The 19782-nt window shown below is 68.8% G+C and carries 18 protein-coding genes and 3 pseudogenes; 14 read left to right on the top strand and 7 right to left on the bottom strand.

Annotation, left to right across the window (positions count from 1 at the left end; all coding sequences use genetic code 11):
* Both ACFV9J_RS39845 and ACFV9J_RS39840 read left to right on the top strand, forming a co-directional pair.
* A pseudogene (locus ACFV9J_RS39845) lies at positions 1-94 on the top strand (alpha/beta hydrolase); the annotation flags it as partial.
* 68 nt (positions 95-162) lie between these two features.
* Positions 163-762, top strand: coding sequence for a TetR/AcrR family transcriptional regulator (locus ACFV9J_RS39840; RefSeq protein ID WP_385363034.1), 600 nt, complete (start codon positions 163-165; stop codon positions 760-762).
* A 139-nt stretch (positions 763-901) separates the two neighbouring features.
* On the opposite strand, the gene ACFV9J_RS39835 is transcribed toward ACFV9J_RS39840, so the two are convergent.
* Positions 902-1786 (bottom strand): LysR family transcriptional regulator, encoded by an 885-nt coding sequence (locus ACFV9J_RS39835; protein WP_385363032.1) that lies wholly within the window; start codon positions 1784-1786, stop codon positions 902-904.
* Positions 1787-1951: 165 nt separating this feature from the next.
* Between ACFV9J_RS39835 and ACFV9J_RS39830 the strand changes: the two genes are divergently transcribed.
* The 6 genes from ACFV9J_RS39830 (at position 1952) to ACFV9J_RS39805 (ending at position 11532) form a co-directional block, all read left to right on the top strand.
* Entirely contained in the window at positions 1952-3163 is a 1212-nt protein-coding gene (locus tag ACFV9J_RS39830; protein ID WP_385363030.1) for an MFS transporter, read from the top strand.
* Between the two features lie 154 nt (positions 3164-3317).
* Positions 3318-4826, top strand: a complete 1509-nt coding sequence (locus ACFV9J_RS39825) for a multicopper oxidase family protein (protein ID WP_385363028.1) — start codon at positions 3318-3320, stop codon at positions 4824-4826.
* Positions 4827-4924: 98 nt separating this feature from the next.
* A complete protein-coding gene (locus tag ACFV9J_RS39820; protein ID WP_385363026.1) occupies positions 4925-7633 on the top strand; it encodes an ATP-binding protein in 2709 nt (902 codons plus the stop codon).
* A gap of 75 nt (positions 7634-7708) precedes the next feature.
* On the top strand, positions 7709-9484 hold the full coding sequence (locus tag ACFV9J_RS39815) for an AMP-binding protein (protein ID WP_385363024.1): 1776 nt from the start codon (positions 7709-7711) through the stop codon (positions 9482-9484).
* 146 nt (positions 9485-9630) lie between these two features.
* Positions 9631-10881 (top strand): serine hydrolase domain-containing protein, encoded by a 1251-nt coding sequence (locus ACFV9J_RS39810; protein ID WP_385363022.1) that lies wholly within the window; start codon positions 9631-9633, stop codon positions 10879-10881.
* 75 nt (positions 10882-10956) lie between these two features.
* A complete protein-coding gene (locus tag ACFV9J_RS39805; protein WP_385363020.1) occupies positions 10957-11532 on the top strand; it encodes a hypothetical protein in 576 nt (191 codons plus the stop codon).
* A 126-nt stretch (positions 11533-11658) separates the two neighbouring features.
* Here the strand turns inward: ACFV9J_RS39805 and ACFV9J_RS39800 are convergent, their stop codons facing one another.
* On the bottom strand, positions 11659-12270 hold the full coding sequence (locus ACFV9J_RS39800; RefSeq protein ID WP_385363018.1) for a DUF998 domain-containing protein: 612 nt from the start codon (positions 12268-12270) through the stop codon (positions 11659-11661).
* Positions 12271-12376: 106 nt separating this feature from the next.
* Positions 12377-13018 (bottom strand): hypothetical protein, encoded by a 642-nt coding sequence (locus ACFV9J_RS39795; RefSeq protein WP_385363016.1) that lies wholly within the window; start codon positions 13016-13018, stop codon positions 12377-12379.
* A gap of 750 nt (positions 13019-13768) precedes the next feature.
* Between ACFV9J_RS39795 and ACFV9J_RS39790 the strand changes: the two genes are divergently transcribed.
* Positions 13769-14077, top strand: a complete 309-nt coding sequence (locus ACFV9J_RS39790) for a hypothetical protein (RefSeq protein WP_385363014.1) — start codon at positions 13769-13771, stop codon at positions 14075-14077.
* 100 nt (positions 14078-14177) lie between these two features.
* On the opposite strand, the gene ACFV9J_RS39785 is transcribed toward ACFV9J_RS39790, so the two are convergent.
* A complete protein-coding gene (locus ACFV9J_RS39785) occupies positions 14178-14666 on the bottom strand; it encodes a MarR family winged helix-turn-helix transcriptional regulator (RefSeq protein ID WP_385363012.1) in 489 nt (162 codons plus the stop codon).
* A 64-nt stretch (positions 14667-14730) separates the two neighbouring features.
* Between ACFV9J_RS39785 and ACFV9J_RS39780 the strand changes: the two genes are divergently transcribed.
* From ACFV9J_RS39780 to ACFV9J_RS39770, 3 genes are all read left to right on the top strand, one after another.
* The gene (locus ACFV9J_RS39780; protein WP_385363010.1) at positions 14731-15111 is read left to right on the top strand and encodes a 4-oxalocrotonate tautomerase family protein; all 381 of its coding nucleotides are present in this window, start codon (positions 14731-14733) and stop codon (positions 15109-15111) included.
* Between the two features lie 442 nt (positions 15112-15553).
* Positions 15554-15979, top strand: coding sequence for a hypothetical protein (locus tag ACFV9J_RS39775; protein WP_385363008.1), 426 nt, complete (start codon positions 15554-15556; stop codon positions 15977-15979).
* 219 nt (positions 15980-16198) lie between these two features.
* Positions 16199-16327, top strand: a complete 129-nt coding sequence (locus ACFV9J_RS39770; RefSeq protein ID WP_385363006.1) for a hypothetical protein — start codon at positions 16199-16201, stop codon at positions 16325-16327.
* Between the two features lie 90 nt (positions 16328-16417).
* On the opposite strand, the gene ACFV9J_RS39765 is transcribed toward ACFV9J_RS39770, so the two are convergent.
* A complete protein-coding gene (locus ACFV9J_RS39765; protein ID WP_385363004.1) occupies positions 16418-17227 on the bottom strand; it encodes a hypothetical protein in 810 nt (269 codons plus the stop codon).
* A 156-nt stretch (positions 17228-17383) separates the two neighbouring features.
* Between ACFV9J_RS39765 and ACFV9J_RS39760 the strand changes: the two are divergent.
* A pseudogene (locus tag ACFV9J_RS39760) lies at positions 17384-17757 on the top strand (transposase family protein); the annotation flags it as partial.
* Positions 17758-17771: 14 nt separating this feature from the next.
* Here ACFV9J_RS39760 and ACFV9J_RS39755 read toward each other — a convergent pair.
* Positions 17772-17959: pseudogene (locus ACFV9J_RS39755) on the bottom strand (IS5/IS1182 family transposase); the annotation flags it as partial.
* A gap of 112 nt (positions 17960-18071) precedes the next feature.
* Positions 18072-18554, bottom strand: a complete 483-nt coding sequence (locus ACFV9J_RS39750) for a hypothetical protein (protein WP_385363002.1) — start codon at positions 18552-18554, stop codon at positions 18072-18074.
* A gap of 367 nt (positions 18555-18921) precedes the next feature.
* Between ACFV9J_RS39750 and ACFV9J_RS39745 the strand changes: the two genes are divergently transcribed.
* On the top strand, positions 18922-19782 hold an 861-nt coding region (locus tag ACFV9J_RS39745), incomplete at its 3' end, for an aldo/keto reductase (RefSeq protein WP_385363000.1).

Below are 19782 nucleotides of genomic sequence, written 5' to 3'. Positions count from 1 at the left end.
CACCTACGTCGAAATCGACGGCGCACCCCACGGCCTCCTCACCACCCACACCACCGAAATCAACGAAATCCTCCTCGACTTCCTCGCCCGGTGACCCCACCACACCACGCGACACTCATCCACAACTAGACGACCGGTCTAATGGGTGATACCGTGTCAGATATGAAAACAATTCAAGGTGACGCCCGTGAGAGCATTCTCCGGGCGGCCCGACAAATCCTGCCCCACAAGGGGTTCGCGTCGGTGGGCCTCGCCGAGATCCTCACTACCGCCGGGGTGCCGAAGGGGTCGTTCTACCACTTCTTCGGCTCCAAGGACGCCTTCGGCGAGGCGGTGATGCAGGGCTACTACGCCGACTACCTGGACAACATGGACCGCATCCTCGCCGAGCCCGGCCTGACCTCGGCGCAGCGGCTGATGAACTACTGGCAGTACTGGCGCGAGACGCAGAGCGTCGACGTCTACGAGGGCAAGTGTCTGACCGTCAAACTGGCCGCGGAGGTCTCCGACCTGTCGGAGTCGATGCGGCTCGCGGTGAAGGAAGGCACTGCCGGCCTGATCGACCGGCTGGAACGGACGATCACGGCCGGTCTGGAGGACGGGTCGCTCACGATCGACGCCTCCGCCCGCGACACCGCCCAGGCCCTGTGTGACATGTGGCTCGGGGCGAGCCTCATGGTCAAGGTCCACCGCGACAACAGCCCCTTCGACGCCGCGATGACGGTCACTCGTCAACTGCTGCAGGTCGCACCTCGACCCTGAACGTCCATCCGGAATCCGGTCGTCTCTTGCACCTCGCTAGAGACGACCGGTCTACTCTCTTCGGGTACCGCGTCGCAGGCCAACGAGGAGACGACTCCGCCCCGCCGACTCGGGCCGATGACGGGGGACTGGGCCTGGATCAGGACAGGAGCTCTCGTGTCATGGCGATCATGGCGCGCGCCGCGGCGCCCTGGGCGCGCTCGGAGGGAAGGGCGAGAGACAGCGGCCACTCCAGGTTCGCGTCGCTGACGGTCAGCGTGGCGACGTCCTGTGCGTCGCCCAGGACGAACCGTGGCAGCAGTGCCACACCGAGACCGTGGCGGACGAAGTCCACTCCGGTGGCCACGTCGGTGATCTCGATGGCGACGCGACGGGCAACGGAAGCGTCCGCGAACACGCGGTCGGTGACCGTTCGGTTGCCGTATCCCCGGGGGGAGTCCACGAAGTCCATGCCGGCCAGTTCGGCGACGGTCACCTGACGCCGACCGGCCAGGGGATGGGCGAGCGGGACCACGAGGTCGAGCACGGAAGCGGTCAGGTCGATCAGGGTGAGACCGGCCGGACGAGGGCCGGGCAGGGAGACGAAGGCCAGGTCCAGGCGTCGTTCCAGCAGCGCGTCGACCAGGCCCTGGGAGCCGGAAGGGGCTGCGCTGGTCTGCAGCAGGACGCCCGGGTAGCGCTGGTGGAACGCACCGAGGAGGGCGGGCAGGTCGATGAGCCGGATCGACGTCATGGTTCCCACCCGGAGGGTGCCGCGCAGTCCGCCCCGGACTTCGGACACCGCGTCGGCGGCCTCGCGCGCGGCGTCCAGGGCGATGCGGGCACGTGGCAGCAGCGCCGTGCCCGCGTCGGTGAGCAGCACGCGCTTGGAGTTGCGGTCGAGAAGCGTCGCGCCCAGTTCGCGTTCCAGGGCTTTGATGGTGGCCGAAACCGCGGACTGGACGATGTGGAGGCGGATGGCGGCGCGCGTGAAGTTGGATTCTTCGGCCACGGCGACGAAGCACTCGAGCTGGCGGAGTTCCATAGGTCAAGCATCACACAGAGAGATGATCACGGTATCCAACTTTCGTTGGACGGGATAGCTGAGGGGAGCGATTCTGTTCATTGTTCAAGTAAAAGTTCTTCGGGATCGGAGTCCCCCATGGCACACACGGCGACCTCATCACACCAGCCCATCACCGGGGGGAACGTGACCACGCGTCACCGCTCCGAGTCCCGGCGCCACGGCATCGGCTTCTCGCTGATCGCCTTCACCTTCCTGACCGCGATGGCCTTCTCCACGGTGCCCACCCCGCTGTACCCGCTGTACATGGCGCGGGACGGGTTCTCCACCTTCATGGTCACCGTCGTCTTCGCCACCTACGCGGTCGGCGTGGTGATCAGCCTGCTGCTGGCCGGTCACGTCTCCGACTGGACAGGCCGCAAGAAGATCCTTCTGCCGGCGATCGCCCTCGAACTGGCCGCCGCGCTCCTCTTCATCACCACCACGTCGCTTCCGGGCCTGCTCGTAGCCCGCTTCATCACCGGCTTGGGCGTAGGCATGATCACCGCGACGGCGACGGCACACCTCCACGAACTGCACAGCGCACACAGGCCGGGGGCGTCGCCGCATCGCTTCGAGCTGGTGTCGACAGCGGCCAACATCGGTGGCCTGGGCGTCGGTCCGCTCGTCGCCGGCGTTCTCGCCCAGTGGGTCGCCGTGCCGCTGCGCACCCCCTACATCGTCTTCGCCGTCCTGCTCGTCCTCGGTCTCGTCGCCGTCGCCCTCACGCCGGAGACGGTCGAGGAACAGTTCGCCAAGCCGACCTACCGGCCTCAGCGCATCAGCATCGATCACGGCGACCGCGCCCGCTACCTCGCGGCTGCTGCAGGCGCCTTCGCTTCCTTCGCCGTGTTCGGCCTGTTCACGTCCGTGGCTCCCGGCTTCGTCGCAGGGACTCTGCACCAGTCCTCACGTGCCCTGGCCGGGCTGATCGTCTTCGCCGTCTTCGGCGGCGCGGCGGTCGCCCAGAGCGTGACAGCGCGACTGTCCACCGACACGAAGCGCCGACTGGGTCTTTCGTCGCAGGCCGCAGGCGTCGGCATCCTGGTCGTCGGCATGTACACCGCCAACCTGGCCGCGTTCCTCATCGGCGGTGTGATCGCGGGCATCGGGGCGGGCGTACTGTTCAAGGCCGCTCTCGGCACGATTGCCGCCGCGGCCGTCCCGGCCAAGCGCGGTGAGGCCCTCGCAGGGCTCTTCCTGATCGCCTACCTCGGGCTGACCCTGCCTGCCGTCGGTATAGGCGTGGCCACCCTCAGCGCCTCCGCCACCACCGTCATGACCTGGTTCGCGTCGCTCCTTCTCGCCCTGCTCGCCACCGTCGCGGTGCTGGCGCGGCGCCGGCCCGCGACTCGCTGACCGGGGCGGCGGCACTCCCCGATGCCGCAGTTCCTCCACCGCGGGAAGGCACGGTACGAAGGTCCCCACTGGTGGGGACCTTCTCCGTCGTGGTGAGAGGTCTACGCAATTTACACCGACGCGAACGGGCCGCCCGGGCCGGGACAGTGTTCCGGTGAAACGACGCACAATGCTGAAGGCCCTCGGGTACGGAGTCGGAGGTTCGGTCGTCCTGGCCGGTGGCGGTCTCGGTGTCTACTACTACACGGCGAAGCTGGACACGGTCGGCAAGGTCTCCTTCGACAAAGCCCTGAGGATCCCGCCGCTGGCGAAGTCGACGACCAACGCTTCGGGTGCCCGGGTCTTCACGCTCGGCATCCAGTCGGGCGAGACCCGGTTCAAGGGCGGGGCGGCCACCCGCACCTGGGGCGTGAACGGCACGTACCTCGGTCCGACGATTCGCGCGCGGCGCGGCGAACGGGTCGAGTTCGCGGTGAGCAACGGACTGGACCAGGACACGTCCCTCCACTGGCACGGGATGCACCTGCCCGCGGCCATGGACGGCGGACCGCATCAGGTCGTCACGGCCGGAGCGACCTGGCGGCCGCGGTGGACGATCGACCAGCCCGCCGCGACGCTCTGGTACCACCCGCACGTACACGGCTCGACCGCCGATCACATGTACCGGGGCCTCGGTGGGCTGTTCATCGTCGATCCCGAGGACACCGAGGTGTCGCGGCTGCCGTCCCAGTACGGCGTCGACGACATCCCGATGATCGTTCAGGACCGGGCGTTCGACGGGGACAACCAGTTCGAGATGCGGGAACCGCTGATCGGCGGCGCGCTGGGCGTGATAGGCGACGAGGTGCTCGTCAACGGCACGATCGGTCCGTACGTCGACGTCACGACCAGGCTCGTACGGCTGCGGCTGCTCAACGGGTCCAACGCCCGCCTGTACAACCTCGGGTTCTCCGACGACCGCACGTTCACCCTCGTCGCCACCGACGGCGGCCTGCTCGCCCGGCCGTGGAACACCGAGCGCCTGTACCTCTCGCCCGGGGAACGCGTCGAGATCGTGGTCGCCTTCAAACCGGGGGAGCGGGTCGAACTGCGCTCCTACCCGTCCGAGTACGGCGGCACCCTGGGACGGATCAACGGCTTCGACGACCGGCTCGACATCTGCCAGTTCCGGGCCGCGGCCACCCTGTCCGACAGCGCCGACATCCCTTCCACGCTCGGTACCGCGCCGGACCTCGCCGGCGAGAAGGTCGCCCAGGAACGCTCCTTCGCACTCGAGTCGGACAAGATCAACGGCAAGTCGATGGCGATGGACCGCATCGACTTCGGGGTCCGCGTGGACACCGTCGAGGTGTGGGACGTGGTCAACGACAACGGCTTCATGCACAACTTCCACGTCCACGACGTGCAGTTCCAGGTGCTGACGGTCGACGGCGGGAAGCCGGAACCACACCTGCAGGGCTGGAAGGACACCATCCTGCTGCCACCGGGAAAGCACTTCCGGCTGGCGTTGCGCTTCCGCGACCACACCGACCCGAACATGCCGTACATGTACCACTGCCACCTCCTGCAGCACGAGGACAACGGAATGATGGGCCAGTTCGTGGTCCTGGACGACGGCGAGAAGGTCGGCGTAGTGCCGCAGCAGTCGCACCACCACTCCTGAATCCGCCGCCACACGCGCGAGGGGCAACCACCGGGGGGCCTCCCCCCTGGACTGCCCCTGGACCGGCCCGATGACTTACGCGCTGTAACCTCTGGTCTGTGCAGACGTCGGTTCCCCCCTCCCGTCCGCTGCTCGGCAGGAAGTACGAGACGCGGCGCCTCCGTGAGCTGATCGACGCGGCACGGGCAGGCCGGGGCGGCGCCCTGGTCCTGCGTGGTGAGGCGGGGATCGGCAAGAGCGCGTTGCTGGAGCACGCGGAGCGGATGGCTTCCGGATTCCGCGTGCTGCGCGCGGGTGGGTCCGAGCTGGAGGCAGAACTGCCCTTCGCCGCGCTGCACCAGCTCTGCCTTCCGCTGCTGGGTCACCTGGGCGAACTGCCCGCCGAGCACCGCCGGGCGCTCCGGGGCGCTTTCGGGCCGGCGTCCGGGACACCGGACGTGTTCCGGGTCGGTCTGGCGGCCCTGGGCCTGCTGACGGCATCGGGTCAGGAGCGCCCGGTACTCTGCGTGGTCGACGATGCGCACTGGCTCGATGCGGCCTCGTCGAAGGCGCTGGCGTTCCTCGCCCGGCGGGTCTCCGCCGAGTGCGTCGCCATGGTGTTCGCCGCCCGGCTGCTGCACGAGACCTGCGAGCTGGACGGCCTGGACGGCCTGGACGGCCTGCCGGGCCTGAGTGTCGACGGGCTGGACGACACCGACGCACGAGCACTGCTCACCGCGCAGAGCCACGAGACGCTCGACGCACAGGTGCGTGACCGGCTCGTGGCCGAGGCGCGGGGGAACCCACTGGCTCTGCTCGCCCTGCCCAGAGCCGGCGGGTTCGCCCCGCCGCGGCCCGCCTCCGTGCCCACCCGGATCGGACACGAATTCCGGGCCGTCCTCTCCCGTCTGCCCGTACAGGCGCGGCGCCTGCTCACGGTTGCCGGGGCCGACCCGACCGGCGACCCCGGGCTGCTCTGGCCCGCCGCGCGCGCCCTGGACATCGACCTGCCGACCGCCGGTGCGGCAGCCACTGCGACCGGGCTGGTCGAGTTCGGCACCCGCGTGCGCTTCTACCACCCTCTGGCGCGTGCTGCGGCATACGACGCCGCCTCGACGCAGGAGCGGCGGCTGGCCCATCGGGTGCTTGCCGACGCCACCGACCCGGTCGCCGACCCCGACCGGCGTGCATGGCACCGCGCCCAGGCCACCGCCGTCCCCGATGAGGACGTCGCCGCCGAGCTGGAGCGTTCGGCCTCCCGGGCCCAGGCACGTGGCGGCGCGGTCGCCACGGCCGCCTTCCTCGAACGGGCGGCGGAGCTGTCGCCCGACGCCGCACAGCGGATCGAACGGACCCTCGCGGCCACCCGCGCTCACCTCGACGCGGGCGCGCTCAACAAGGCGGCCGCACTGCTCGGTACCGCCGACAACCCGGGTCCGGACGAGCTCCAGCAGGCGGAGACGGACCTGCTGCGGGGCAGGATCGCCCTCGCCCGGGTCGACGACGGCGAGGGCCTGGCCTGGATGCTGCGGGCCGCGCGACGGCTTGCGCCCCTGGACTCCGGGCGCTCCCGGGAGAGTTACCTGGAAGCACTCGAAATGAGTCTGCTCGTCGGACGCGCGAACGGAGTGACGACCGCGGTCCTCGCCGAGGCGAAGTCCGCTCCGCCGCACCCACCGGACATCCTGGACGCGCTCGACGTCCTGGCCGTGCACGGGCACCGGGCGGCCGTCCCCCTGATCAGGGAGGCCCTCGACGGACCGGACGGCCCCCTGTGGACCCGGCACCCCGCGCTCGCGATCATCCTCACGGCCGAGCTGTGGGACCCGGACACCCACGAGCGGATCATCGAGGGGCTGCTGGAGTCGGGCCGTGAGTCGGGATCACCGCTCGTCCTGCGGCTCGGTCTCGCGCAAGCCGCCACCGCCGCAGCGCTCACCGGCGACCTCGACAAGGCCATGGCCATGATCGCCGAGGAGCAGGCGATCGCCGACGCGACCGGTACACCTCCGGTCACCTACCACCGGCTGCAGTTGGCCGCGATGCGCGGACGCCGCGAGGAGGCGACCGCGCTGTTCGAAGCCGTGCTGGCGACGGCCCCCGCCACCGGGCAGATGATCTCCAACGTTCACTGGGCGAGCGCCGTGCTCAACAACGGCCTGGCCCGCTACCCGGACGCCCTGGCCGCCGCACGGCGTGCCACGGCCGACGGGGACCTCTTCACCGCGGGGTTCGCCCTGCCGGAGTTGGTGGAGGCCGCCGTACGCTGCGGCGAGCACGCAGCGGCCGCCTCCGCGCTGGCGTCGCTGACGGAACGCACCGAGGCCTGCGGAACTCCGACGGGCCTGGGGATCGCCGCCTACGCGCGAGCGCTGGTGACGGGAGCGGAGAGCGACTACCGGGAAGCGATCGCTCATCTCACCGGCACCCCGATGCTTCCCTACCGGGCCAGGGCCCACCTCCTGTACGGGCAATGGCTGCGGCGGCAGGGCCGCAGGCAGGACTGCCGGCCTCAACTGCGCACCGCGCACGAGCTGTTCACGGGCGCTGGGCTGGAGGCGTTCGGCCGGCGTGCGGCCGACGAACTGCGCGCCACGGGGGAGACGGCGCGCAGCCGCACCGATCACGCTCGCGACCAACTCACCATGCAGGAACTGCACATAGCGCGGCTGGTCGCCACCGGCGCGACCTCGAAAGAGGTGGCCGCCCGGCTGTTCCTCAGCCCACGCACCGTGGACGCCCACCTGCGCAACGTCTACCGCAAGCTGGGCATCAACTCCCGCAGGCAGCTCAGGGAACGTACCGACCTGCGGCCTGTCGCCCAGTGACCTGGGCGTCCTGGCCGCGCGGATCGACAATCTTTGTGCAACGGCACGGTCAGCGGCCCGTGCCAGCCTGAGCGCATGATGAAGGATCACGGCGAAGCGCTCGCCCTGGGGGTGGAAGCGCACCGCGCCGCCCGTGAGGACGGATTCTCCTCCTCGCCGCGGGACATGCTCGCTCTGCGTCCCGGAATGCGGAACAGCAAGAAGTACCGCGAACAAGGGCTGTGGCGGGATGAAACGTTCCTGGACGATGTGCGCCGGTGGCGTGACGAGACGCCGGAGAGCACGGCCATCTCCGCACGCTCGACCGGATTCCAGGCGGGAGACCGTGGTCTCACGTACCGTGAATACGCCGAGAGTGTCGAGCGTTTCGCCGCGGCGCTGTACGAGCTCGGTGTCGGTCCTGGTCAGGTTGTCGCCGCGCAGCTGCCGAACTGGTGGCAGGTCAACGCGCTGACACTGGCCTGTCTCAGGGTCGGGGCCGTCTTCGCGCCGATGATCACGACGGTCCGAGAGCGTGAGCTGGAGCGCATGCTGAGGGGACTCGGCGCCTCCGTGCTCGTCACGACAGACCAGTGGGAAGGCTTCGACCACGCGGCCGCGGCGGCTGCCATGGCGCCCCGGCTGCCCGCCCTCAGGCACCGGGTCGTACTCGGTTCCCGGGTGAGGCGTGACGAGATCGACTTCGTCCGGTACTTCCAGGACACGCCGTGGGAGCGTACACATCCCATGGCGCTGGAGGATGCCCGGCACGACCCGGACCGCGTCGCGTTTGCCATGTTCACGTCTGGCACCTCGGGTGCCCCGAAGGCGATCCTGCACAGTTGCAACACCCTGTACGCCTCCATGGCCCCTCGCGTTGCCGGGAGCCGGTTCTCGGGCCAGGACCAGTACGACGCGCAGGATGCGTTCTACACCCCCCATGCCCTGACCCATGTCATGGGACTCGGGGTAGGCCTGCTCGGGTCGCTGATGACGGGCGGGACCTGCGTCATGACGGATGTGTGGGACCCGGCCGGCGCCTTGGAGTGGATGGACAGGACGAGAACCACTCTGCTCCTCGCCGCCCCGGTCTTCGTTTCCCAGCTCCTTGCCGCCGCGGCACCGGGTGCGTCCGCCCCGTCGGCCCTGCGCATCGTGTACTGCGGCGGGGCACCGGTACCCGTCCGGCTGACAGCCGACGTGCGGACGGTTCTGGGGGTTCCTCTGCGTACGGGATGGGGGATGACCGAGATTCTGTCCGGTACCACGACCACTCCGGGTGACTCCGACGACTGGGCCGCCCGGAGCTCCGGGCGCGCTGTGCCGGGCGTCGAGATCGACCTGCGGGCCGACGGGGAGATGCACGGCGAGAACCCGGGTCGGCTCTTCGTCCGCGGCGCCGGGCTGTGCCTGGGCACCCTGGGCCGTGACGGGGGAGAGGCCGTACTCCTGGAGGAACGGAACGACGGCTGGTACGACACCGGGGACTTCGCCATTCCCGACGGAGGCGGCGGTATACGTCTGGCCGGGCGGGCCGTGGACAGGATCGGCGCCGGCTTCATGATCCCGGTACTGGACGTCGAGGATGCCCTGCGGGGCCATCCCGCCGTGGCGGACGTGGCCCTGATCGGTCTGCCGGACGGGACCCCGGGTGGCGAGCTGGCCTGCGCCGTCGTCGTGGCGACGCCAGGCACATCGGGCCCCGCTCTCGCAGACCTCCGCGCCTGGCTCACGGAACAGGGCATGACCGAGTGGTACCAGCCGAGCAGGGTGGAAGTGGTGGCGGCCCTTCCCCGTACGTATACCGGCAAGGTCCGCAAGGAGCTTCTCAAGCGCTGGCTGCTGGGCGAAGCGGACTTGACCGCCGAGTAGCCGCGGCCGCCGGACACCGATGCCGTGGACCGGCCGGTCCGGAGGGGCGGAAACGTCTGAAGCATCCCCTCGCGCGCGGGTCTCGGCCAAGGACGCCGCCGTCCCGCGAACCGGCTGGATCCCGTCACTTGGAAGGGCAGCGTCACATGGTGCTGAAGGTCGACGTTCCGATGTCCCTCGTCCACGGCGACGCGGACGAAGGGTACGGCGCCGTCGTGGACGCGTTCCGGCGAAACTTCGCCGAGGGCCGGGAAGTCGGTGCCGCGTGTGCCGTCTACCGGGACGGGGCCAAGGTCGTGGATCTCTGGGGCGGCTACCGCGACGGCTCGCCCCGACAGCCGTGGACCGAGAACACACTGGTGCCGGTGTTCTCCACCACCAAGGGGGTCGCATCGCTGGCGGTCGCGGTCGCCCACGCCCGTGGACTGCTGAGCTACGACGCGAAGGTGGCCGACTACTGGCCCATGTTCGCCGCAGCCGGCAAAGGCGACGTCACCGTGCGCCAATTGCTGTCGCACCAGGCCGGGCTTCCGGTCATCGACCGGCCGCTGCAACTGGCGGATCTGGCGGTTCCGGACGTGCTGTCGTCGGCACTGGCCCATCAGCGCCCGGCGTGGACACCGGGTACCCGGCACGGCTACCACGGCCAGTCGCTGGGCTACTACGAAAGCGAGCTGATCCGCCGGGTGGACCCCCAAAGACGCAGCCTGGGACGGTACTTCGCGGAGGAGGTCGCCGCCCCGCTCGACGCGGAGTTCTACATCGGCCTGCCTTCGACAGTGGACCCGGAACTGATCGCCCGGATCCACGGGTTCACCACTTTCGAGATGCTCCTGCACATGGGCCGGATGCCGCTGCCCTTCGTGCTGGCATTCAGCAACCCGCGCAGCCTCGCGGCCAGGGCGTTCAGCAACCCACGGGATCTGGGCAAGGTCGAAGCCTTCAACCGCCCGGACGTGCACGCCGTGGAGATACCCGCTGCGAACGGCATCGGCGAGGTGCGTTCGATCGCCCGCCTGTACGGTGACGCCGCGACCGGAGGCAAGGCCCTTGGCCTGGACGCGGCCACGATGGCCGCCCTCACCCAGATGGCTCCGCCGCCTCGCGACGGGGCTCGGGATCAGGTACTGCGCGTCGACACCTCGTACTCCCTCGGCTACATGAAGCCCTTTCCCCGGTTCCGCTTCGGATCCTCCGCCGGCTCCGCCTTCGGCACGATGGGGCTGGGCGGATCCTTCGCCTTCGCCGACCCGGACACCGGCGTCGGATTCGCCTACGCCATGAACCGATGCGGCTTCCACCTGTGGGACGACCCACGTGAGGTGGCGCTCCGCGACGCACTGTTCTCCACCGTCCTGGGCGAGGCGCGGCAGCGCCCGGACCCGCACCGACGGTAGTCCGCCGGACGAGACTCACCCGGGGCAAGGACGCGTGTGTGACGTGGTGTCGGTGGCTGCTTCTACTGTTGCCCCATGGGGAACTACTTTCAGACCGTCGTCGATCTCGACGCCACGCATGCGGACGCCCGGACCCTGGCGGACCGCGGGCTCGACTGGCTGGTCAGGGAGGGGATAGTGCGGGCCGAGCGCACCGACTGTGTTCTCGGGGCGCCGTTGGGGCATCCGCCCGGTCCCTCCTGGGCCAAGGCGGTCGGTCAGGAGGACTGGGAACCCGGCGACGGACTCAGGGTGGAGACCGGCCGCACCGTGTTCAACTGCGGTCAGGGCGAACCCATGTTCGCGGTGTGCCCCCATTGCGCCGGTCGGGCGGACTTCTGCACCGAACGGCTGGAGGAGATCGAGGGCGCGTGGGAACCCTTCGGCGAGGCCATCAGCGCCTGGAGCGACACGGGCAGCGCGGTGGTCGCCTGCCCGCATTGCCGGCGCCCCGGTGACCTGACCGCGTGGACCTGGTCGGACGGCTACTTCGCCTTCGGGTATCTCGGATTCGAGTTCTGGGACTGGCCCGACTTCAGCCCCGGCTTCCTCGAAGGTCTCTCCCGCGCGCTCGGGGGGCATCGCACGGTCCTCATGGAAGGCAAACTCTGAGGCAGCGGAGCCGCCTCCTCCGCCTGTCCGCCCGTCCGGGGGCACTTTCCGACGTGCCACGAGGCAGCAGAATGCGGACTCGCGGCGTCCGACGAATCTTCAGCGACGATGGGGCAGCCGCGACCGTCAGGTGTACAGAAGACGCACGGCGGTCAGCGTCTGCCAGGTCCAGCCGATCGTGAGTGAGACGCGCTGGATCAGCCCGCCCAGATCCACCCAGCCCTGACGCTGGCTGAACGCGACACTGGCCAGCGCCATCGTGGTGGCGAACAGCACACCCCTGACGATCGAGTAGAGGGCCCATCCCAGCGGGGCGGACAGGGCGAAGACGAAGCAGGCTGCGGCAAGGGCGAGGAATCCGATGAGGGAGAACAGGTCGTGCAGCGCCCCGAGGCGGGTGGGGTGCTGAAGTTGGTCGGGGGTGCCGACCGGGTAGCCACTGACCGGATCCGTGCGAAAGGCACCAGCGCCCAGCAGGCCGACCGCCCATACGCCGATCAGCAGTGCGCCCCAGCGGGAAGATCCGGTATCCCACAGGCCAACGGCGAAGAGCAGCGACAGCAGGCCTGTGCAGAGGAAGCTCGCGGTCTGCGCCAACCCGGCACGGCCGAGGGTGAGCGAACTGACGGGATGACGGAAGGGCTTGTAGCCCACACGGCTGGCACCTTCCAGCAGGTACGCGACGGTGAAGAGCGGCCCAGCAGCCATACCACAGGCAAGCAGTACTTGATTCCCCATCCTGTCAACGTAGGTTGACAGAATGGGGAATGTCAACCACGGTTGACAGGAGGGTGAAACCCACTGTGCGGCGCGAGATGCCCGGCCGGAGTCCTGGCCGTGGTCGTCAGGGCACATCACCTTCGACCAGCGGCCTCAGCTGACGTTCGATCTCGGTCATGTCGGGAGCGGCCAGGTTCGTCGTGGCCATCGCAGGGTCGACCAACAGACTGTCCGCGCAGTCCCCCGTCCCCTCCTTGCCCTTCACCTCGAACGATTTGACCAGCTCTCCCGTCGTTGCCTCGTACACCCTGTACTCATACTTCGCGGGCAAGGTCGTGAACCGGTACTTCTGGCCTGTCTCGGGGACTACGTAGGAGCAGGGCGTCCCGGACACGCCGGGCACCTCGTGCTCGTACTCACAGACGACGAGTTGCACCGACCTGAACACGTACTGCCCGCCGTCCAGCGGAAACGTCCACGTCTTGGGCAGGGCTTGACGTGTACCGTCACCCCCCTGAGGGCCATCGACGTGAACGTGATGCGGCCCCGGCCCACGGTATTCGCTCCCCTCTTCACTCAACCGCGACGGGACGATCGCCTCAGTGTCAGCACTGCGGGACGGACAGAACTGGTAAGTCAGCTCCTTGCTGAAGATCACGTCAAAGTAGCTGAGCGCCCCGAACAGGGCCCCCGCGGCACCCAGGACAAGGCCGACCGACAGAAGCGCCCACCTTCTGTTCCTGCTCCGGCTCAATCGGTCCTTCACTGAATCCGCTCCCCTCAACAGGCCCTCACTCACCGACCATGACGGCCCATCAAACAGTCGACCTCCAACAGAGCGCCCACAAGAGGCCGGTGGGTCACAATGCCTCGGCAGGCGGCGCGCAGAGCAGAACCCATTCACATCGCGCAGCTGCCGCAGCCCACCTCGTCTGCGTCACCCGTCGCCTTGGCCCGCGGTAAGAACATGCGCCGGCGCCTGCAAGTGCATGCGGGACCACCGGTTCACATCCTGAGGCGCCACCCCGGCAGGCAGCCGCCGAAAGCCCACCACAGTGATACGTGCAGATTCCAGAGTTGGCGCGCGTATGCCTGCGCTCCTACATCCGGCCTCCGCCGCGCTGTGTAACCGCCGAATCGGCAAGTGGCACAAGCTGAGGGTCGCCGACGGTCCTGAGGGGGCACCCCGAGGAACGGAGCGCTTGCGCGAGTACCGCAGGGCTTCCCCGAACGGCGGGTTCCTTTGCCGGTTCCTTCCGTTGTACAGAGAATGCGCAGCCGCCGCAGGGATCTGACCTGCATAAATGCTTGCTCGATTGGTACCTAGGGATGCCGATACATGTCGTCAGTGGTCATGTCGTCAGTGGTCATCGAAGGAACCAGTCGGTTCTCGAGATGCCCCATGGCGACATGACGCAGTAGGTCATCGAAGGAACCTCAGGATTCCTTCGATGACCTTCAGTGACATGACGGTATGGGTACGTGAAGGAAACGCCACGCGACGAAGGGCCTGACCATGGCACGCAACAGTCCATATCCAGAGCTCGAAGCCCTGCAGGCGCGCATAAGCGATCTCTCTCACCTCAAGCAAAACATGCTGATGACCTACGCGGTCCTGGGCGGCTTGGACGAGCGCACCGCGGCCGAGCTGGCTGAGCTGATCGGCGTACCCGCACCGCACTTCTCCCGGGCACGACGCGAGCTCGAGGCAGCGGGCTATCTGGAGTGCACGCACACCATGGGTCAGGTGAAGTTCTTCCGCCTGGGCGAGGCGGCAACCGCGCGTCAGGTCGTGGTCCCCCTGCTGAACCGACCGACCGGCTGAGCAAGCACAGCAGCAGGCAAGGATGGGAAGCGATCCGACGTGACAATTCCGGCGGGCCGCCGAGGGCCGCCGGGGTCACGGCGGCGGAGCGGAATGCCCGCTAGCGCGGCCGGGCGTTCCGATGCTGGTCGCCCGCCTGCTCCAAGGCGGTCTCGTAGGCGTGCATGGCGGTGATGACTGTGGCGCGTTCCGCGGGGTCTAGACCGCGCATGACGCGTTCCCAGGCAGAGGCGCTGCCGGAGAGCCATTCGCCGATCGGCGCGGCGTAGGCGGGGGCGATGGCGACGATGCGGCGGCGGCGGTCGGCGGGATCGGCAGTGCGTTGCAGGACGCCCGGCCGTGACAAGTCGCTGACCATGAGGCTGACGGTCGTCGGGGCCACCTCCAGCCGAGCGGCCAGTTCGTTGACGCTGGTGGGGCCGTCGTACTCCAGGTGCGCCAGCAGTGCGAGGTGTCGCGGTGCCAGGTCCAGAGCCTGGAGTGCCGGCGGTATGGGCAGGCGCTTGGCGCGGCCCACAAGCCGCGGCATGAGCAACAGCAGGGTGCGGACAGCCTCGTTGACGGCTGGACCGTCCGATTCCGTGGACATCGGTTACCTCTTCCGGATACCTTTGAAAGCAAAGGCTTTGAATTCAAAGGGAACGAGGTTTACTATGCCGCATCTGACGGTCCACCTTCCGGAGAACAGGCTGACGGGGAACGAGCCCCTGCTCGTCGCCGCACTGACCGACGCTGTTATCGACGTCTATGGGGAATGGGCCCGCGACCTTGTCAACATCCGCCTGGCCGGAGTCCCCGCAGGCCGTTTCGCCCAGGGCGGCAAGGCCGTGGACACAAAGGCCTCGGTGGTCCTGGGAGTCCGCGCCGGTCTCTTCGACCGCCCCGATGCCGACCAGACGACCGCACGCCTCGGCGCCGCGCTCACCGACGCGATCACGCAGGTCGTCGGTGACGACCTCCGCGCCGGCACCATGGTCGAACTCGTCGCGTCACCGCCGGAACGTACCTTCGTCGGCGGCGTCCTCACCGTGTGACCTCTCATCCGGGCCACCTCACAACCCGGCTGTGCACGGGATCAGCAGCCGGTAGTCGGGGTGGGACGGTCTCCGCCGTGCTTCCGCGTCGGCTTCATCGGGCTGGCGGGGGTGGTCTTCACGCTTGCTCGCCGAGGCAACGGATTCCGGCCTGGGTGCTGTTGTGCCGACCCGGCTGAGAGCTACCGCGGACCTGCGCACCGACCGGTGAGCGGACGGTGCGGCCCACCGTATTGCGCACCGCGAGGCCCGGCCGGGTGCGGGGCACCATGAACCTGACTGAAAGTGTCGATGAGTTTCAGCAACACCTCCGACGGCCGTGAGCGGCTCAGGTTCTTGAGCCTTGACAGGTCCAGGTGGCGCCCTGCCACTCTTGCGGACGCCGCCTCCGAGGCGGGTTCTTGTACCGCTGGCCTGGGAGCGTGTCGGAGTGCTTGCCGGTGTGATCGATTTCGTCGTGAGTCTCCTCATCCCGGACTTCAGCGGACGGCGGGAGCGGAGACAGGCGCGCGTCTTCGATTCGGGCGGCGAGGTCGTCTTCGAAGCCTGCCTGCTCGGTGATCAGGGGTACTGCCGCGCAACGATCATCTTCATCGCCGCGTCCCGCGTCTCCCTGCATGTCGCACCCACAGAGGTGAAAGAGCTCGGTCGCTTCCGCCTGCCCTCGGAACGCCTCGAATTCAGGCAGGCCAGGGACCGTAGGAAGAGTGACCCCCGGATCGTGCGCCCCTACTGGACAATCTTGGAATGCCGCGACGGAGAGAATGAGGTCCTGATCGCGTGCGCTCCGCAGAACGCGCGATATGTGACGGCTGCCTTGGCGTCCAAAGACCGGGATTCGCAGGCCAGCGACGATCAGAGCGACTGACTGATGTGTCCAGTCGCCTTCAGGTAGCGGCCGAGTGATCGGCTTTGCTCCGGGTGTGGGCGAGTCGGTAAGAGTCGGTTCCGGTCTCGGTCGGCGACGAGTGGTGTCTCCAATTGCAGACACCACTCACTCCAGTCGGACAACCCGGCGTCCCTGTGGCCTACTGTGCCCCTGCCGCCGGCCGAAGACCCGCCGCCGCGCCGCTGGGTGTGGTCGGCGATGCCCCCGTCCGAACGCCAGGACCGGCTGCGCGAACTGCGCACCTACGAGGGCGAGAAGACGCCGGACCGCGAGTTGGCCGAGGCGGAGGTCGTGCGGATGACCGCCGAGCTGGACCCGCCGTTGTAAAGGGGGCCGCGGCAGGCGCGGCCGGTGCCCGGCCGGCACGCAGTCGAAGCGCTGGCGGACGGTCGCCGGGCCCCTGTCACCCGCACGTCGTCAGTACGCCCCGATCGACCAGAAGACCCCCACCTCGTCATCGGTCACCGCGATCAGGCCCAGCTCGTCGAAGAGGTCGAGGCCGTCGACGTACTCGGAGGTGAGGAAGCGGTGGGATTCGGTGCCCTGGAGGCCCGCTGCGAGGAAGTCCGGAGCCGGGTCGCAGGCGGCGGTCTTCGCGTTGGTCCAGCAGCGCGCGGCGGGGCCGTACCGGCCGAGCAGGGTACGGGCGTCCGCCAGCACAGCGTCCCGGTCCGGGCGGGAGCGGACGGGAGCGGACTCCGACTGCCATTCCTCGGCCATGACGGCGAGCGCTGCGACCGCGGCCTCCGCCGTGAGGGGGTACAGACGGCGGGTCAGTACCGACGCGTCCGGAGGGTCGAAAGGATACGCAGGCACCGTGTGACGGGCGCTGTCGGTGCAGTCCCAGCCCAGCCGGACCCAGCCCCGGGGGTCGGGGACCGACCGGTGCAGCACGGCGCGGACGTCGTGCGCCCAGTCCTCGTACCGCCGAGGACCAGTGGCGACGAAGACGTTCGTGTCGTCGAGCAGCCGCAACGCCGCCGCGTTCCACGGGCACCGGCGCGAGCGGAACTCCGCCAGCAGGCTGCCGACCTGACGGACGAAGACGTCGTTCGGCTCGCGGGGGAGGCACTGGAGCCGGGCGAGGGCCCAGCGGGCGAGCCCACCCTCTCCGCCTGCCGCGAGTGGGACCGGACCCCGCGGGAGAGGGAGGTCCGTACCGCGCCACAGAGCCTCCAAGTGCGCATCGAGCAGATCCAGGGCGGTCCGGTCGGCAGGAAGGGACATCTCGCCACCCTATGCAGGGCGAGGCCGACATGAGGAAGCACCGCGATGACGCAGCCGACCATCACCGACCTCGACACCGCCCTGGGCCCGGGCCAGGGCGACGGCGTGCTCTCCGCCGCCTGGTACGCCTTCGACGCGGTGGGGCAACTGGCAGACGTCCTCGCCCTCGACGAGAAGGGACGTCTCCTGTGGGCTTCACCGGCCCTGGCAGGTGCCGTCCATGACGTCCGCGCCGCACGCGAGCACGGCATCATCGACGCCCTCGCCGAGGCCGGCATCACCTGCTGGGCGGACAAGGGCACCAGGGCGCAGATGGCACGGTTCGTCTCCCTTACCGCGGCCGATGGGACCGCCTCTCCACGGGTCAGCATGCCGTCAACCGGTCCCATGCGAAGGTCCGGGCTCTGGTCGAGCAGGCCATCGCCACTTTCAAGTCCTGGCGGCTCCTCCGCAAGCTCCGCTGCTCGACGACCCGGATCACGGGCCTCGTCCAAGCTGTCCTCACCCTCCACCTGGCCGGCTCAGACTGAGGATGGAAATGCGCAGTGTTCTCGCCGGTGAGTCGGCGGGCCATGAGGTCGGTCATGGCGAGGTGAGTCATGGCTTCGGAGCGCGCCGGGAGAGTCTCGCAGTCGCGGGCCAGCGGTGGAGCATCTACCAGTCGTAGGTCCGCTCGACCGTCCACCGCTTCGGGATCGAAGTGAAGCCACGGGTCCCAGGCGTGCGTTTGGTCGTGGACCCTCATTGCGTGGACAGGGTCTGTCAAACGAACGTTTTTCAGTCCCCGGCGGGGCCCGCGTGCTCCAGTCGATGTGCCCACAGAGTCCCTGGTGGGTGGCCTGCTTCAGGCCGGGCGTTCGGTGGTGAGGGTGATGCGCCCGTCTGTCCAGGCGGGCAGGCGCCGGGCGAGTTTCTTCAATGACGGGCCCCGTACGTGGTGCAGATGTACCACGAGCCTGGTGCCGAACAGCGCCTGGACGTGGGTTCCGAGGCCCCGTCCAGTGCCGGTGAACATTTCGTCGGCCGGGATGTCGGGCTGTGGGGGTTCGTTGATCCGGTACACGCACAGGGCCTGTCGGTCCGGGACCGGTCCGGGGAGAACGGCGACTGCTCGGACCGCCGGCCAGCCCAGTTTGATCACGGGGACGTATCCGAATGACTGGTGGTACGCGACTCCTTCGGGATGGAAACGGACAGCCGGGTCGTCGGGGCGGGCCGGTGTGGGCCCGCCCGTGTACGCGCGGATCGTGGTCAGCAGCGTGCTTCCGGGCCGGTAGAAGAGTGACTGCCGGTAGAGCTCTCGGTAGTGCGATGACTCGTGACCCACCTCGCGACTCCTTCACGGCTCGTCCGTAGGGCTGATAGTCGCATGAGCTGGTCGCTGGGGGTGCGTGCTGGAACGGGCCGCCTGTGATCATTGGAGACGGTTCTCTTGGTCGAAATCCCATCTACCAGGGGCTTCACCCGTCCGTCAGGCCAACTCCCTCAGCCGACACGAGAGGTTGGAAAGGGCTCACTGCCTGCGACTGACAGAAGACGGCAGAGATCCACACCGGACAGGGAGGGAACGCTGGGTGGGGTGGGGCGGGAAACGTCGGCGTACCGAAGCCACGGGGGCCGGCGACGTGTGCTCGACGAGGTTACCCACCACCGCTCTTGACCTGGAGCGCGCTCCAGATTCGAGGATGGGCGGCATGAACATCACCGGTCCTCAGGTCGTCCTCGGGACGATGGACTTCGGCACCCGTATCGCTTCCGACCATGCCTTCGCGGTCCTCGACTCTTTCGTCGCCGGAGGCGGTGTCTGGCTCGACACGGCGAACTGCTACTCGTTCTGGAGCGACCCCAGTGGCGTCGGCGGCGCCAGCGAGCGCGTCATCGGCGCGTGGCTCAGGGCCCGCCCCGGCGCGCGCGACGCGGTGCGGATCGCGACGAAGGTCCGGCAGAACCCGCTCGTCCCGCACTCCTGGCCGAAGAGCGCCGAGGGGCTCTCCGCCCGCGCCGTCCACGACGGCATGGAGGCGAGCCTGGAGCGTCTCGGCGTCGATCATGTCGATCTGCTCTGGGCCCACGCGGAGGACCGCACGGTGCCGCTGGAGGAGACGGTCGGCGCGTTCGGCGAGTTGGTCGCGAAAGGAGTGGCTCTGCGGGTCGGGGCGGCGAACCATGCTGCCTGGCGCGTCGAGCGTGCCCGGTCGTTCGCGCGGGAGCAGGGCGTGGAGCCGTGGACGGCCCTGCAACTGCGCCACTCGCTCCTCCAGCCACGCCCGTTCACTCCCGTCCCGGAGGCCGGCCACCACATGCTCACCGCCGAGGATCTGGACCTCGCCCGGTCGCAGGGGCTCGCCGTATGGTCGTACAGCTCGCTGATGTGGGGTTCTTACGTACGCGCGGACAAACCCCTTCCGCAAACCTATGATCACCCCGGGAACACCCGGGTGCTCGCGGTCCTGGACGACGTCGCGGGCGAACTCTCCACCACTCGCAACCAGGTCGTCCTCGCATGGCTGATGCGGCAGGGGATCGATCCCATCGTCGGCGCGAGCCGGGCGGAG

The sequence above is a fragment of the Streptomyces sp. NPDC059906 genome, from assembly GCF_042730645.1.
GTDB lineage: Bacteria > Actinomycetota > Actinomycetes > Streptomycetales > Streptomycetaceae > Streptomyces > Streptomyces rubrogriseus.
This window is presented reverse-complemented; position numbering and strand designations above follow the sequence as displayed.

Bases quoted from the DNA above. Each gene is read 5' to 3' on its own strand.
- ACFV9J_RS39815 (WP_385363024.1), top strand. From the start codon at position 7,709: ATGATGAAGGATCACGGCGAAGCGCTCGCCCTGGGGGTGGAAGCGCAC.
- ACFV9J_RS39810 (WP_385363022.1), top strand. From the start codon at position 9,631: ATGGTGCTGAAGGTCGACGTTCCGATGTCCCTCGTCCACGGCGACGCG.
- ACFV9J_RS39840 (WP_385363034.1), top strand. From the start codon at position 163: ATGAAAACAATTCAAGGTGACGCCCGTGAGAGCATTCTCCGGGCGGCC.
- ACFV9J_RS39805 (WP_385363020.1), top strand. From the start codon at position 10,957: ATGGGGAACTACTTTCAGACCGTCGTCGATCTCGACGCCACGCATGCG.
- ACFV9J_RS39785 (WP_385363012.1), bottom strand. From the start codon at position 14,666: ATGTCCACGGAATCGGACGGTCCAGCCGTCAACGAGGCTGTCCGCACC.
- ACFV9J_RS39780 (WP_385363010.1), top strand. From the start codon at position 14,731: ATGCCGCATCTGACGGTCCACCTTCCGGAGAACAGGCTGACGGGGAAC.
- ACFV9J_RS39770 (WP_385363006.1), top strand. From the start codon at position 16,199: ATGCCCCCGTCCGAACGCCAGGACCGGCTGCGCGAACTGCGCACCTAC.
- ACFV9J_RS39790 (WP_385363014.1), top strand. From the start codon at position 13,769: ATGGCACGCAACAGTCCATATCCAGAGCTCGAAGCCCTGCAGGCGCGC.
- ACFV9J_RS39800 (WP_385363018.1), bottom strand. From the start codon at position 12,270: ATGGGGAATCAAGTACTGCTTGCCTGTGGTATGGCTGCTGGGCCGCTC.
- ACFV9J_RS39835 (WP_385363032.1), bottom strand. From the start codon at position 1,786: ATGGAACTCCGCCAGCTCGAGTGCTTCGTCGCCGTGGCCGAAGAATCC.
- ACFV9J_RS39765 (WP_385363004.1), bottom strand. From the start codon at position 17,227: ATGTCCCTTCCTGCCGACCGGACCGCCCTGGATCTGCTCGATGCGCAC.